Here is a 12851-nt window from a genome sequence, read left to right as displayed (position 1 = left end):
TCTTACTCCCCCGACCACTGGTTAATCGCCCGCAGCACAACCTGCCCTTGCTGATAAACCGCACTGAGTTGGGGAATGGGCTGGGGGGCACGGGAGAGCATTAACTCACAATAGCCAAGAATTACCGTCAAGGGAGTGCGCAGGTCATGGCGGTAGCGACTGAGATCATCGATCAGGGGGKGTGCGAGCTGGTCATTGAGCCGATCGCTAGCTGCTTGGATTTTATGAATCAAGGCAGCCTCTTGGGCAGTCCATTGCAAGGATGTAGCCGATAACTTTTGGGCGATCGCCCCTAGCTGCTGTGCTTGCACCACCAGTTCTGCATGGGTTGAAAACAACTGCACGAAACGTCAAACCTTCTTACCATAAAAGAGATTACGCGATTTTGACCCCCCATGACTGACGACCTGCGGCAATATCTCAAACTTTTGGAAGAGCGGCAACAACTGCGCCGAATTACTGTGCCCGTGAACCCCGATCTTGAGATGGCCGAAATTTGCAATCGCCTCTTGGCCGCCGGCGGGCCTGCCCTGCTGTTTGAACAGGTGATTGGTTCCCCCTACCCTGTAGCCATCAATTTACTGGGAACCGTCGAGCGCGCCTGTTGGGCGATGAAGATGAACCACCCCCAAGACCTCGAAGCCTTGGGTAAAAAACTTGCACTCTTGCAGCAGCCCAAACCCCCGAAAACCCTGCCCCAAGTCATCGATTTTGGCAAAGTGCTCTTTGATGTGGTGCGCGCCAAACCCAGCCGTGATTTGCTACCCCCTTGCCAGCAAGTGGTGGTCAAAGCCCCCGATCTCGACCTCCGCCAACTGCCCCTGATTCGCCCTTACCCCCAAGATGCAGCCAAGATTATTACTTTAGGACTCGTCATTACCAAGGATTGCGAAACTGGCACGCCCAACGTTGGGGTCTATCGACTGCAATTGCAATCCGCCACTACCATGACCGTCCACTGGTTATCGGTGCGCGGCGGGGCGCGGCACCTACGCAAGGCGGCAGCACGGGGGCAAAAACTGGAAGTCGCCGTTGCCCTAGGGGTACATCCCCTGATTATCATGGCAGCCGCAACCCCCATTCCTGTGGACTTGTCGGAATGGCTCTTTGCCGGACTCTACGGTGGTGGTGGCATTCATCTGGCAAAGTGCAAAACCGTTGATCTTGAGGTTCCGGCACAGTCGGAGTTTGTCCTTGAGGGAACCATTACCCCCGGTGAACTCCTGCCCGATGGCCCCTGTGGCGATCATATGGGCTACTACGGTGGGGTCGAAGCCTCCCCGGTGATTCACTTCCATTGCCTTACCCATCGACGCGATCCCATTTACCTAACAACCTTTAGTGGCCGTCCCCCCAAGGAAGAGGCGATGATTGCCCTTGCCCTCAACCGCATTTACACGCCAATTTTGCGGCAGCAGGTCTCAGAAATTGTGGACTTCTTTTTACCGATGGAAGCCCTCAGCTACAAAGCCGCGATCATTTCCATTGACAAAGCCTMCCCCGGCCAAGCCCGCCGCGCTGCCCTTGCCTTTTGGAGTGCCCTGCCCCAGTTTACCTATACCAAATTTGTCATTGTGGTGGATAAAAACATTAATATTCGCGATCCACGCCAAGTGGTCTGGGCCATTAGCTCCAAAGTGGATCCCAGTCGTGATGTCTTTATTTTGCCGGATACCCCCTTTGACTCTCTGGACTTTGCGAGTGAACGGATTGGCCTCGGCGGTCGCATGGGGATTGATGCAACCACCAAGATACCGCCGGAAACCGATCATCCGTGGGGGCAGCCCCTCACCTCTGACCCTGAGATCGCTCAACTAGTGGATCAACGCTGGCAGGAGTATGGCTTAGGGGATTTGGACTTGACGGCAGTGAATCCCGAACTGTTTGGCTACGAAATCGATTGAGAGCCTAGCTGCCGCTGCTAAGCTAGAAACAGCACGGTGAAGCATTTCCCTGTTGATTCCTGCTGTTCGGAGGATGCATTATGACTGAGTTGGCATGGCAGGCAGAGTATTGCTCTGGCCTAGAGGTTATTGATCAAGAGCACCAGCAGCTTTTGCAGCGTTTACAGCAGTTAGCCGCGGCGATCGCCCACGGGGACGCCTTCACACACCTAGAGTCCCTGTTACTGGATTGTGCCGCAGACATCCAAGACCACTTCCAGCACGAAGAAACCCTGATGGCAGCGGCCAGTCACCCCCAATACCTCTCCCACCGAGCCGCCCACCAAAACCTGCTGCGCGATTTGAACCGTATGGTGAACGAGATCCAGAGTCATCCTGAGACCTTAACCACCACCACCGTCACAACCCTTGGTCAACTCGTGCTTCAGCACATTTGCGATGAAGATCTACCCATGCTCTATCTGTTAACCCACCCAGAAGAACTGGCCAAGCAGCAAGCTGAGCAGTTGACAGCAGAAACCTTTTTTTGATAGCTTAATCCCTCCTATTGCCAGTCGAGTCCCGTGTCCCAAGCTAAAGTGATTATCCATGGGGGAGCTGGGCCTTCCCTCCAAGATAAAGGTGGCCTGATTCCCGTCCGTGAGTCTCTCCACAGGGTTGTTGTCCAAGTTACCCAAGCCTTAGAGCAGGGTGCCGCAGCGATGGAGGCGGTCGTATTGGGGKGCCGCTTACTGGAGGATGATCCTCGCTTTAATGCAGGCACAGGGTCAGTCTTGCAGTCCGATGGTCAGATTCGCATGAGCGCCTCAGTGATGGATGGCTCGCAACAGCGTCTCAGTGGGGTGATTAATGTGTCACGCGTTAAGAACCCCATTGATCTGGCGCAGTGGTTACAAAACAGTGGCGATCGCCTCCTTTCGGATATTGGCGCAGCAGAACTGGCGCGGGAGTTACAGATTCCGGTGTATCAACCCCTCACCGATCAACGACTCCATGAGTGGCTCGAAGAGCGCAAAGGCAATTTTCAAACCGCAATGGCTGGCGTTGTCACCGAGGATGCCGGACGCGGCACCATTGGCGTGGTCGTACGGGATCAATTCGGCCAGTTGGCCGTCGGCACCTCGACGGGGGGCAAGGGGTTCGAGCGCATTGGCCGAGTCAGTGATTCAGCAACCCCTGCTGGGAACTATGCCAACAGCCTTGCCGCCGTAAGCTGTACAGGCATTGGCGAAGACATTTTAGACGAAGCCTTAGCCAGCCGTATCGTGGTGCGCGTTACCGATGGGTTTTCCCTCGAAGCTGCCTTTGCTAAGTCCTTCCAAGAAGCCGCCACCCGCCAGCGAGACTTTGGTGCCATTGGGCTCGATCATCAGGGAACACTTGCATGGGGCAAAACCTGTGATGTCCTCCTCGCCGCCTATTGGGATGGTCAACACATTGGCGACACCCTAGAACTGCCACCGGGGCTACAGGTGGGATGCCGAGCATAACAGCCAAGAATAATTTATCCTTGCTGTCAATTTTTTTTATTGTGCCGCAGCCGGAATGGGGTGCATCCTTAGGGGCAACCCCCTATAATTTGATAGTGTTTTAACATTCATCTGGCCGATGTCCCTTGAGGGAACCTATGACCAATACGACCTCGCCTGCCATCCTCAATCCGATTGCCCGTCCCGAAGTTCCCCAAGAACTTGCCGAAAACATTATCCTCACCTCTCTAAACGATGTTTACGACTGGGCACGGCTGTCCAGTCTGTGGCCGCTGATGTACGGCACCGCCTGCTGCTTCATTGAATTTGCCGCCATGATTGGTTCGCGCTTTGACTTTGACCGTTTTGGTTTGGTGCCCCGCAACAGCCCCCGTCAAGCAGATTTAATCATTACCTCCGGCACCATCACGATGAAAATGGCACCGGCACTGGTGCGCCTCTACGAGCAAATGCCCAACCCCAAATACGTCATTGCCATGGGTGCGTGCACCATTACAGGCGGGATGTTTAGCTCCGATTCCTACTCGGCGGTTCGCGGTGTTGATAAGCTGATTCCCGTGGATGTGTATTTGCCGGGGTGCCCCCCCCGCCCCGAGGCGATTATGGACGCGATTGTCAAACTGCGTAAAAAGATTGCCAATGAGCACCTGAGTGAACGGGGAAACCTTGCTCAGACTCACCGTCTCTTTACAGCTAAGCACACGATGAAGGCGGTGCCCCCCATTCTTACGGGTGAGTACCTTAAAGCCCCAAGCCGACAAGCTCCCCCTGCTGCCCTCGCAGAGGCCATGGGGATGGCTGTTCCAGCCTTAGCTGATCAAGTTGCTGAACCCACGCCCATCTCTGAGTAAACCTATCAGGAAATAATGTGATGGAAGTCTCAACTGAGTTACTGGTTTTAGGGGTGTACATTGGCCTTGCGGGTCTGTACCTGCTCATCTTGCCTGCCCTCACCTATGCTTACCTCAATAGTCGTTGGTACGTTGCCGGCTCCCTTGAGCGAGCATTTATGTATTTTCTGCTGCTGTTCTTCTTTCCGGGAATGCTGCTATTGGCTCCCTTTCTCAACTTTCGTCCCCAGCCCCGTTCCCTTGAACCCTAGTGCCAATGCGTCGCATTGATGTGCTTGGGATTGGCGTAGGCGTCTTTTTCGCTGGCGGTTTCCTCTATGTCGTGCTACGGCTGTTGGGTCTAGAGCCAACCCAAGCAGGAATCTGGAGTCAAGGCATTTTTGTCTTAGGGGTGATAGGCTGGCTTGCCACCTATCTGCTGCGGGTTTTTAGCGGACGCATGACCTATCACCAGCAGTTGAATGATTATGAAGAGGCAGTACTTGCTCAGCGCTTAGCAGAGCTGTCGCCGGAGGAGCTAGCGGCTCTGGAGAAAGAGATTGCTGCTGAAGCAGCCCACGCCTCAGACAGCGATCCCTAATCGCGGGATAATGGAGCTAGACTTCCTAGGCGTTGCTATGCACTTTCCCCGCTCCTGTGGCTTACTTTTGCACCCAACCTCCCTTCCTGGGGGGTATGGCATTGGTGACCTCGGTGCGGGGGCACGGGCGTTTATCGAGTTTCTCGTTGCTAGTGATCAGCAGTACTGGCAGGTGTTGCCCCTCGGCCCAACCGGCTTTGGCAACTCCCCCTACATGTGCTACTCGGCGATGGCGGGGAATCCGCTCCTAATTAGCTTGGATGAGCTGGTTGCGGCTGGGTGGCTCGCGGCAACCGATTTAGCTGGCCTGACCTATGAGAATGGCGATCGCGTCGATTATGATGCTGTTATTCGTCAAAAGCTACCGCTATTAAAACTGGCTAGCCAGCGGTTTCAGGCGCAAGCGACCGCCGCCGATTGGCAAGCCTTGGCCGACTTCCGCCAATTAGCTCACTATTGGCTGGAGACCTATGCCCTGTTCATGGCCTTAAAGGATCACCATGACGGGCAGCCGTGGTATGAATGGCCTGCCCCCTTGCGCGATCGCGACCCTGCCGCGCTGACTAAGATGCAGGTGCAGCTCAAAGATCGCATTTTTGAGTACGAGTTCCAGCAATTTATCTTTTACCAGCAGTGGCATGCCCTCAAGGATGCCGCCAATGCCCAGGGGATTGAAATCATTGGGGATATTCCCATCTACGTGGCCCATGATAGTGCCGATGTCTGGGCGTTTCCTCAATTTTTTGAATTGAACCCGGACACGGGCGCAGCTGCCCTCATGGCGGGTGTGCCCCCCGACTACTTTAGTGCCACTGGGCAATTATGGGGCAACCCTATCTATAACTGGAGCGCCCTAGCCGCCGACGGTTACTCATGGTGGATTGAGCGCTTTCGCACACTGCTGTCCTATGTGGATATTATCCGCGTGGATCACTTTCGGGGCTTTCAAAGCTACTGGCAAGTGCCCGAGGGGGAAGAGACCGCCATCAATGGTGCATGGCAAGAGGGGCCTGGAGCTGCCTTTTTTGAAGCGTTACAAGCTGCTTTAGGTCGCCTACCTATCCTTGCTGAGGATTTAGGAGACATTACCCCCGATGTCATTGCCCTGCGAGATCAATTTCAGTTTCCGGGGATGAAAATTCTCCAGTTTGCCTTTGGCGGCGGCGCGGATAACCCGTTTTTGCCCTTTAACCAAGAGCGCAACTGTGTTGTTTACACAGGCACCCACGATAATGACACCACTGTGGGCTGGTACGAGAGCCTAGGGGATTGGGAACGGCAGCGGTTCATTGACTATCTGGGATACACTCCCAACGAGCCCCACTGGGCGTTAATTCGCCTTGCCCTAGGAACAGTGGCCAACCAAGCCATTATTCCGGTTCAAGATCTCCTAGGGCTAGGCACCCATGCCCGCATGAATTTTCCTGGAACCAGCGAAGGGAACTGGTCATGGCGAGTCACGGCTGATCAACTCACCCTTGAATTGGCGGCTCATTTTAAGCATTTGGTGCACTTATTTGGGCGGCAAGCCCCACCGCGTCCCGAGCCTGCCGCAGATTCTACCGCTAACGAGACCTAAGCACGACGGCGGCCATCGGGCATAATGGTACCGCGCAAATCTACCTCGCTGAGGTTAGCCCCACTCATATCTGCCGCTGTCAAGTTCACTCGGGTCAAGTCTGCCCGGGATAAGTTAGATCCTGAAAGGTTGGCATCCGCAAGGTCTGCGCCACTGAGGTTAACACCGCTGAGATCGACAGTTCCCACTAAACTGCCACTGAGGGTGGCACGGCTGAGGGTAGCACGGCTGAGGTTGGCTTCCGAGAGGGTGGCACGGCTAAAATTAGCTCCAATTAAACGGGCACGGCTGAGGTTGGCTTCAATCAAGTCAGCGCGGCTAAAGTTTGCTTCCGTGAGCTCCACCTCCCGCAGATTTGCCCCACTCAGGTTGGCTCCCCGCAGTTTCACGCCGTTAAAGACAAGGGCACTGAGGTTGGCACTGCGCAAATCTGTTTGACTGAGATCTGCGCCGTCCAGTAATGCCCCCTGTAGATTGGCGCCTTGGAGATTCGCTCCCCGTAAATTTGTACCCACTAACTTGGCACGGCTGAGGTTGGCTCCCCGCAGGTTCGCCCCACTCAGGTCAGCACGGCTGAGGTTGGTGTCGGATAAATTTGCGCCGCTGAGGTTGGCTCCCCCTAAGTTGACATCTGCTAACTCTAAGGAAGATAAGTCGGCTTTCGCCAGTTCAGCACCCGTAAGATTCGCTTTGGTCAGATTGGCCTCACTGAGCTTAACCTCTGTTAGGTCAACGCGACTGAGATTTGCGCCACTGAGGTTGGCCGCCGTTAAATTGGCACCCGTGAGGTTGGCTCCACTTAAATTAGCACCGCTCAGGTTGGCATTACTAACATCGGCTTGAATTAAATCTACCCGCATCAAATTTGCTTGGGTCAGGTCGGTGCCGTGAAGGTTCGTTCCTTGAAGATTGGCACCACTGAGATTGACCCCTTGCAACCCAAGTCCGCGCAGATCGGCATTGGCTAAATCCACACGAGTCAGATTTGCACCCTGTAAAATGGCTCCCCGGAGGGTGGTTTCCGCCAATTCTGCCCGACTTAGGTTGGCGCGCGTCAGGTTTGCCCAGCTAAGATCGCTGCGGCTCAGGTTGGCACCGGCCAAATTGGCATCCACCAGTTCCACCTTGATCAGCATGGCGTTAATAATTTCAGCCCCACACAACACGGCACCGCTCAGGTTTGCACCGCTCAGGTTGACCCACTCCATGTCGGCGCGGGAGAGAATAATGCCGCGTAGGTCAGCGTTAATGAATTCACCGTTTGTTAAGCTGGCACGATTAAAATCCCGTTCACCACTGACGTAGCGTTTTAACAACTCCTGTGGATTCATAGGGGAGATACTCGTACCCGTCGCTATCTTTTCTAGTTTGACATACCGTTTTGGAAATCAGGGGCGATCGCCTAGGTGGTGTATTCAGCATTGATTTTGACGTAGTCGTAGCTCAGGTCACAGCCCCACGCCACTCCAGTGCCATTGCCTTGGCCAATTTTGACTGACAATACCACTGGATGATCCACCGATTGGCCGTTCTCTGCGGTTTGGTTGCGCTGGGCTTGATTCACCAGATAAGCATTGGCAGCAGCGCGATCAAAGGGGAGGGGCTGGCCTTGGCTTATCATTACAATGTCCCCTAGGGAAATAGCCAGATTACTCGGATCAAAGGGAACCCCAGCCCGACCCGCCGCCGCCGCAATGCGCCCCCAGTTGGGGTCACGGCCATAAATGGCAGATTTGACCAGCATTGACCCAGCAATGGTGCGGGCAACCTGACGGGCCGAGGCATCGTCACTGGCACCACTGACCTGTACTTCAATGAGACAGGTGGCACCTTCCCCATCTCGAGCGATCGCCTTGGCCAAATAGGTACACACCTCTGTGAGCATTTCTTCAAGAAGGATGGCGGCTGGTTCGGCGGCATCCGTCATGGCGGGGGTGCGCGACTGACCGTTGGCGAGGGCAATCACACTGTCATTGGTACTGGTGTCACCATCAACGGTGATTTGATTAAAGGAGCGATCGCAGGCGCGCTGGAGCATCGCTTGCCACAGGTGAGGCGAGACTGCTGCATCACAGGTAATAAACGCCAGCATGGTTGCCATATTAGGGTGAATCATCCCCGACCCTTTAGCCATGCCACCAATACGGATGGGTTGCCCCTCCCACTGGGCTTCTAGGGCGATCGACTTTGGCACGAGATCTGTGGTCATAATAGCTCGGGCAGCCGCATCGCCGCCGGTCTCACTCAGGGAGTTGGTGAGCGTAGGCAAGGCTTGGCGCAGTTTCTCAAGGGGAATAGGCTGACCAATCACCCCTGTGGAGGCGACAAGCACCATCTCCGGACTAATCTTCAGGGCAGATGCTACCATCTCCGCTTGTTCGAGTACAGCAGCCCATCCTTGAGACCCCGTAGCTGCATTGGCATGCCCAGCATTGCACAAAATCGCTTGAGCGGTTGCCTTAGTTTGGAGGCGTTGGCGACAGTAGGTCACCGGCGCAGCGCAGACGTGATTAGTTGTAAACACCCCTGCGGCGATCGCTGGCAAATCAGAGACAATGAGGCTTAGATCCGGTGCACCGGACGCTTTTAAGCCAGCCCGGATACCATTTGCCCGGTATCCCCTAGGAGCAGTGACTCCTCCAATAATGCGTTGCCAGCGGGTCATAGTCTTGGTCAATTCAGTAGATAACCGCTGCGATTATATCAGGCTGATTTTGCCTCGCAACCAAGTGTTAACAGATCTTGTAAAATGCCGCCCTTGCATCCCATGGCAAAAACCTCAACATTGGCAACCATTGGCGCAGTTACCGCCTCGGAAATTGTTGTGGCACGATGTTGGTTAGCCTAAACGCTAGAACATTATGGCGAGAAAACCCTTTCACCTTCATTGTCGGCATCTATGGCATGAACTTTGATCCTGAAGTCTCGCCTTGGAATATGCCAGAACTACGTTGGTATTGGGGGTATCCCCTCTGCTTGGCAATTATGTTGGCGGTGGCTTCCAGCCTATTTGCTTTTTTTGGGCGCAAGGGCTGGTTCCAAAGTAGTACTGGCGTTGATCCACCCGATTTGAATTGTTGATCGCTGATTTGCAGGTCAGCCCGTGTAGCTGTTCTAAGCCTATGCGGCATGGGGAATTCAAGCGGTCGGTAGAGAGCATCCCAACCCAACAGGAACGGTAGTTCCTTGCCATCTTTAGTGAAGATGCGTTATAGTAGATAAGCTAAGACGACGCGGGGTAGAGCAGTCTGGTAGCTCGTCGGGCTCATAACCCGAAGGTCCATGGTTCAAATCCATGCCCCGCCATACATAACCTTTTGACACTAAACTGAGAGTGTTGTTTCTGATAGGCGGCCATCTTCCATGTGGATCAGGCGATCGGCCACGTCTAGGATGCGGTTGTCGTGGGTCACAATTAGGATGGTGCAGCCCTGCTCCCGTGCTAGGTTGCGCATGATTTCCACCACATCCCGACCAGATTTTTTATCGAGGGCAGCCGTGGGTTCGTCAGCAAGCACAATTTTGGGATGCGCCACAAGGGCACGGGCGATCGCCACCCGCTGCTTTTGGCCGCCAGAGAGTTGATGGGGATAGTAATCCAGATGATCTTGGAGGCCAACGGCGCAAAGCATTTCATCGACCCGCTCTTGCACCTCTTTTGCTGAAACGTGAGGTTGCAGATCCATTGCCATCTGCACATTTTGGCGAGCCGTGAGAGCATGGAGCAAATTATGGCCTTGAAAGATGTAGCCTGTTTGGCGGCGGATTTGAATTTGCTGCTCAGTGGTAGAATGGCGCAGTTCTTGACCTAAAACGCGCAAGCTGCCTTCTTGAGCAGAGCGCAGGGCACCAATGAGGGTCAAGAGGGTTGTTTTGCCAGACCCCGACGGTCCTGTCATAATTACAATTTCACCCGCATCAATGTGGGCGGACAGATCAAAGAGTACCTGTTTGCGCAGATGACCATGGCCAAAGTAGTGGTTTAGCCCCTGAATACTGATCACTGGCTCCATTAGCGTCTCCTAGAAAATATCCGCCGGATCCGCTGCTTGCACCCGCCGCATGGCGATCGCCCCCGCTAGGGTACACATCGTAACGGTCAAGGTAAAGACAAGCGTTGCTCGCTCCAATGTCATCCACACCGGCAACGAGGTGGCATTGGCAATCACCGTATATAAAGCAAACGAAACAACAAAGCCCGGTAAAAAGCCAAGACAAGACAGAATCAGCGACTCTTGCATCACCACGCCATAAAAAAAGATATCGCGGTAGCCCATGGCTTTGAGGGTGGCATATTCTGCAAGGTGGTCGGTCACGTCGGTATAGAGGATTTGATAGACAATCACCGAACCAACAATAAACCCCATCAACGCACCAAGGGAAAAGATAAACCCAATGGAGGTACTCTTCTCCCAGTAGCTCCGCTCAAACTCAGCAAAATCGTTGCGGGTCATCACCAGCACATCGTTCCCCAAGGTTGCGCCAATTCGCTTCGCAAGTGCCTTGGCATCCACGCCGGGCTTAACTCGCACCAGCCCCACATCAATCAGGCCGGGGTTGCGATCCGGAAACATCCGTAAAAAATTAAGATCACTCGTGAGCAGATTACCATCTGCGCCAAAGTTCGCCCCCATGGTAAACAAACCCGCCACCTGAATGCGCCGCCCCGACACCTCTGTCGTGACAGGTTCACCGGTGCGGTACAGTTCGGGGATAGGGCCAAATTCAGCCCGTGACTGGGCATCGAAGAGCACGTGATCCGATAGCTTCAGCGCATTTTGCCAACCCGGAGTATCCGACACCTGCAGTGCCATTGCCATTGGATCGACCCCAATCACCATTAGTTGACGGGTACTTTTGTTGATGGGGTTGCGCCAAAGACCAAAGCTTAGGTAGAGCGGCGAAATCGACTCTACTCCGTCAAAGCCTGCCGCTTGGAAGAGCCGTCGTCGCGGAAAGCTCTTCATCGCAATGAGGGCAGTGGACTGGGGGCTGATAAGGACAATATCAGTGTTGAGGCTTTCGTGGAACCGCACCGCTGCTTTGAATAGGGCATCGCGAAAGCCAAACTGCATCAGCATGAGCACAACCGCAAAGGCAATGCCAGCGATCGCCACCAAGAGGCGAATGCGCTCGCGAATAAGTTGTAGCCAAGCAAGGGGAATCGCAAAAATCATGGGTGTGCCTCAGGAGCGCGGATCAATCGCAACTTCCACCTGCATATTCGTTAGCCCCGCTACAGGTTTACTCTCCGCTAAGCGCACCCTGACCTCCACCACCCGTACATCCGTATCGGCAGCCGGATCAGTCCCTGTCAGGTCATTCTTGGCCACCAACAATCCCACGCGGGTCACCTCGCCGGCAATCGGTGCAGCAAGGGCGCTACTGCGAATTTCCGCCCGCTGTCCCACCCGCACTCGCGGCACATCTGTTTCGTAAACCTCCGCAACGGCGTACATTTGATCCGTGTTACCTAGTTCCAGAATGCCTTTGTCGTTAATGTTTTCCCCCGCTCGCGTATGAATCCGTAGCACAGTGCCATTCCGGGGTGCCCGGATAGTGGCGCGCTCTAAGCGGGCTTCTGCGAGTTCTAAATTACGCTCCGCCGACAGTAGTTGCACTTGGGTTTGCACCCGCCCTAGGTTCGCTTGAGCCGCTTCCACCTGAGCCGTTGCAGTGGCCAGTTCAGTCCGTCGCTCCTGTTGCAAGCGCACAAGGTTGGCCTGGGCATTGCGGAGTTCTTCTTGCAGCGTGCGGACTCGGATGGCACGATCATCCAGATCCTGTTGGGACACTGCACCGTCACTAAAAAGCTGCCGAAAGCGCTGATATTCACGATCGGCGGTGTCGAGTTCAGCAGTGATCCGCTGGAGCGTGGCTTGCTGCGCCTGAATTTCCGCAAGCTTGGGTTCATTGACCTGCTCACGCCGTGCCTGAGCTTCACCAATTTCGGCTCTTGCTAAACGGGTTTCGGCATCAAACCGCAATCGTGCTTCTTGAAGCTGACTGGCGGCCAAATCCCGCTCCGCTTTGCGCTCAGGATAGGTATCTAGGTAGGCTAGCACTTGACCCGCAACGACCCGATCGCCCTCCTGAACCAAGAGTTGTCCCAAGCGTTCGGTCATGGCGGGGGCACTGACGGCAATCACCTCCCCCTCCGGTTCTAAGCGGCCTAGAGCTGTGATGCGATCGCTGACAGGGTCGAGAAGTGCTGCTGAGGTGGCCTCATCTTGGGCAGAGCGGTGTAACTGCTGCCAATAGCTCACACTGATGCCGATACTTACCAAGCCGAGAGCGATCGCCCCACCGATGAGCCATGGACGACCGACGTGAAATGGAAACGGCTGTCCCATTGGAGCACCCTCAACTGATCCAGGGCAAAAAGGCCACTAGCGTTATTCAATCTTAATACATCCGCCCCTCTTTGTTAAGGAATAATAAGTCCCT

Annotated in this window: 14 protein-coding genes and 1 tRNA gene; 9 read left to right on the top strand and 6 right to left on the bottom strand. The window is 54.7% G+C overall.

The window, feature by feature from the left end:
- Positions 1-2: 2 nt before the first annotated feature.
- Positions 3-344, bottom strand: a complete 342-nt coding sequence (locus tag L5220_RS06350) for a histidine kinase dimerization/phospho-acceptor domain-containing protein (RefSeq protein ID WP_499572406.1) — start codon at positions 342-344, stop codon at positions 3-5.
- 51 nt (positions 345-395) lie between these two features.
- On the opposite strand from L5220_RS06350, the gene L5220_RS06345 reads away from it, so the two are divergent.
- The 7 genes from L5220_RS06345 (at position 396) to malQ (ending at position 6404) form a co-directional block, all read left to right on the top strand.
- Positions 396-1904 (top strand): UbiD family decarboxylase, encoded by a 1509-nt coding sequence (locus L5220_RS06345; protein ID WP_499572404.1) that lies wholly within the window; start codon positions 396-398, stop codon positions 1902-1904.
- A gap of 80 nt (positions 1905-1984) precedes the next feature.
- Positions 1985-2434, top strand: a complete 450-nt coding sequence (locus L5220_RS06340) for a bacteriohemerythrin (RefSeq protein ID WP_499572400.1) — start codon at positions 1985-1987, stop codon at positions 2432-2434.
- A 33-nt stretch (positions 2435-2467) separates the two neighbouring features.
- On the top strand, positions 2468-3394 hold the full coding sequence (locus tag L5220_RS06335; RefSeq protein ID WP_499572398.1) for an isoaspartyl peptidase/L-asparaginase: 927 nt from the start codon (positions 2468-2470) through the stop codon (positions 3392-3394).
- Positions 3395-3531: 137 nt separating this feature from the next.
- The gene (ndhK, locus tag L5220_RS06330) at positions 3532-4245 is read left to right on the top strand and encodes a photosynthetic/respiratory NAD(P)H-quinone oxidoreductase subunit K (RefSeq protein WP_499499267.1); all 714 of its coding nucleotides are present in this window, start codon (positions 3532-3534) and stop codon (positions 4243-4245) included.
- Positions 4246-4265: 20 nt separating this feature from the next.
- A complete protein-coding gene (gene ndhL / locus L5220_RS06325; protein ID WP_099798648.1) occupies positions 4266-4496 on the top strand; it encodes a photosynthetic/respiratory NAD(P)H-quinone oxidoreductase subunit L in 231 nt (76 codons plus the stop codon).
- Between the two features lie 5 nt (positions 4497-4501).
- Complete coding sequence (locus L5220_RS06320; RefSeq protein ID WP_499572506.1) at positions 4502-4825, top strand: DUF3007 family protein; 324 nt, start codon at positions 4502-4504, stop codon at positions 4823-4825.
- A gap of 37 nt (positions 4826-4862) precedes the next feature.
- A complete protein-coding gene (gene malQ / locus L5220_RS06315; protein WP_499572396.1) occupies positions 4863-6404 on the top strand; it encodes a 4-alpha-glucanotransferase in 1542 nt (513 codons plus the stop codon).
- Here malQ and L5220_RS06310 read toward each other — a convergent pair.
- Together L5220_RS06310 and argJ are read right to left on the bottom strand one after the other, a co-directional pair.
- Positions 6401-7735 carry a pentapeptide repeat-containing protein gene (locus tag L5220_RS06310; RefSeq protein ID WP_499572394.1) on the bottom strand — a complete coding sequence of 445 codons (1335 nt, stop codon included), beginning with the start codon at positions 7733-7735 and terminating at the stop codon, positions 6401-6403. The two genes, malQ and L5220_RS06310, sit on opposite strands and share 4 nt — an antisense overlap.
- A gap of 71 nt (positions 7736-7806) precedes the next feature.
- The gene (argJ, locus tag L5220_RS06305) at positions 7807-9069 is read right to left on the bottom strand and encodes a bifunctional glutamate N-acetyltransferase/amino-acid acetyltransferase ArgJ (protein WP_099798652.1); all 1263 of its coding nucleotides are present in this window, start codon (positions 9067-9069) and stop codon (positions 7807-7809) included.
- 167 nt (positions 9070-9236) lie between these two features.
- On the opposite strand from argJ, the gene L5220_RS06300 reads away from it, so the two are divergent.
- Positions 9237-9485, top strand: a complete 249-nt coding sequence (locus L5220_RS06300) for a CorA family divalent cation transporter (protein ID WP_499572392.1) — start codon at positions 9237-9239, stop codon at positions 9483-9485.
- Between the two features lie 151 nt (positions 9486-9636).
- Positions 9637-9710 (top strand) — tRNA-Met (locus L5220_RS06295).
- Positions 9711-9727: 17 nt separating this feature from the next.
- On the opposite strand, the gene L5220_RS06290 is transcribed toward L5220_RS06295, so the two are convergent.
- From L5220_RS06290 to L5220_RS06280, 3 genes are read right to left on the bottom strand one after another with little or no spacing between them, the layout of a single operon-like run.
- Positions 9728-10417, bottom strand: coding sequence for a DevA family ABC transporter ATP-binding protein (locus tag L5220_RS06290; RefSeq protein ID WP_448526881.1), 690 nt, complete (start codon positions 10415-10417; stop codon positions 9728-9730).
- A 9-nt stretch (positions 10418-10426) separates the two neighbouring features.
- Positions 10427-11581: an ABC transporter permease DevC gene (gene devC / locus L5220_RS06285; protein ID WP_099798815.1), complete on the bottom strand. Its 1155-nt coding sequence runs from the start codon at positions 11579-11581 to the stop codon at positions 10427-10429.
- Between the two features lie 9 nt (positions 11582-11590).
- Positions 11591-12757, bottom strand: a complete 1167-nt coding sequence (locus L5220_RS06280) for an ABC exporter membrane fusion protein (RefSeq protein ID WP_499572390.1) — start codon at positions 12755-12757, stop codon at positions 11591-11593.
- Between the last annotated feature and the right edge of the window lie 94 nt (positions 12758-12851).

The organism is Synechococcus sp. PCC 6716 (assembly GCF_022570815.1).
Lineage (GTDB): Bacteria > Cyanobacteriota > Cyanobacteriia > Thermosynechococcales > Thermosynechococcaceae > Thermosynechococcus > Thermosynechococcus lividus.
The sequence above is the reverse complement of the archived record's forward strand: the minus strand, read 5'-3'. Positions and strand labels throughout refer to the sequence as shown.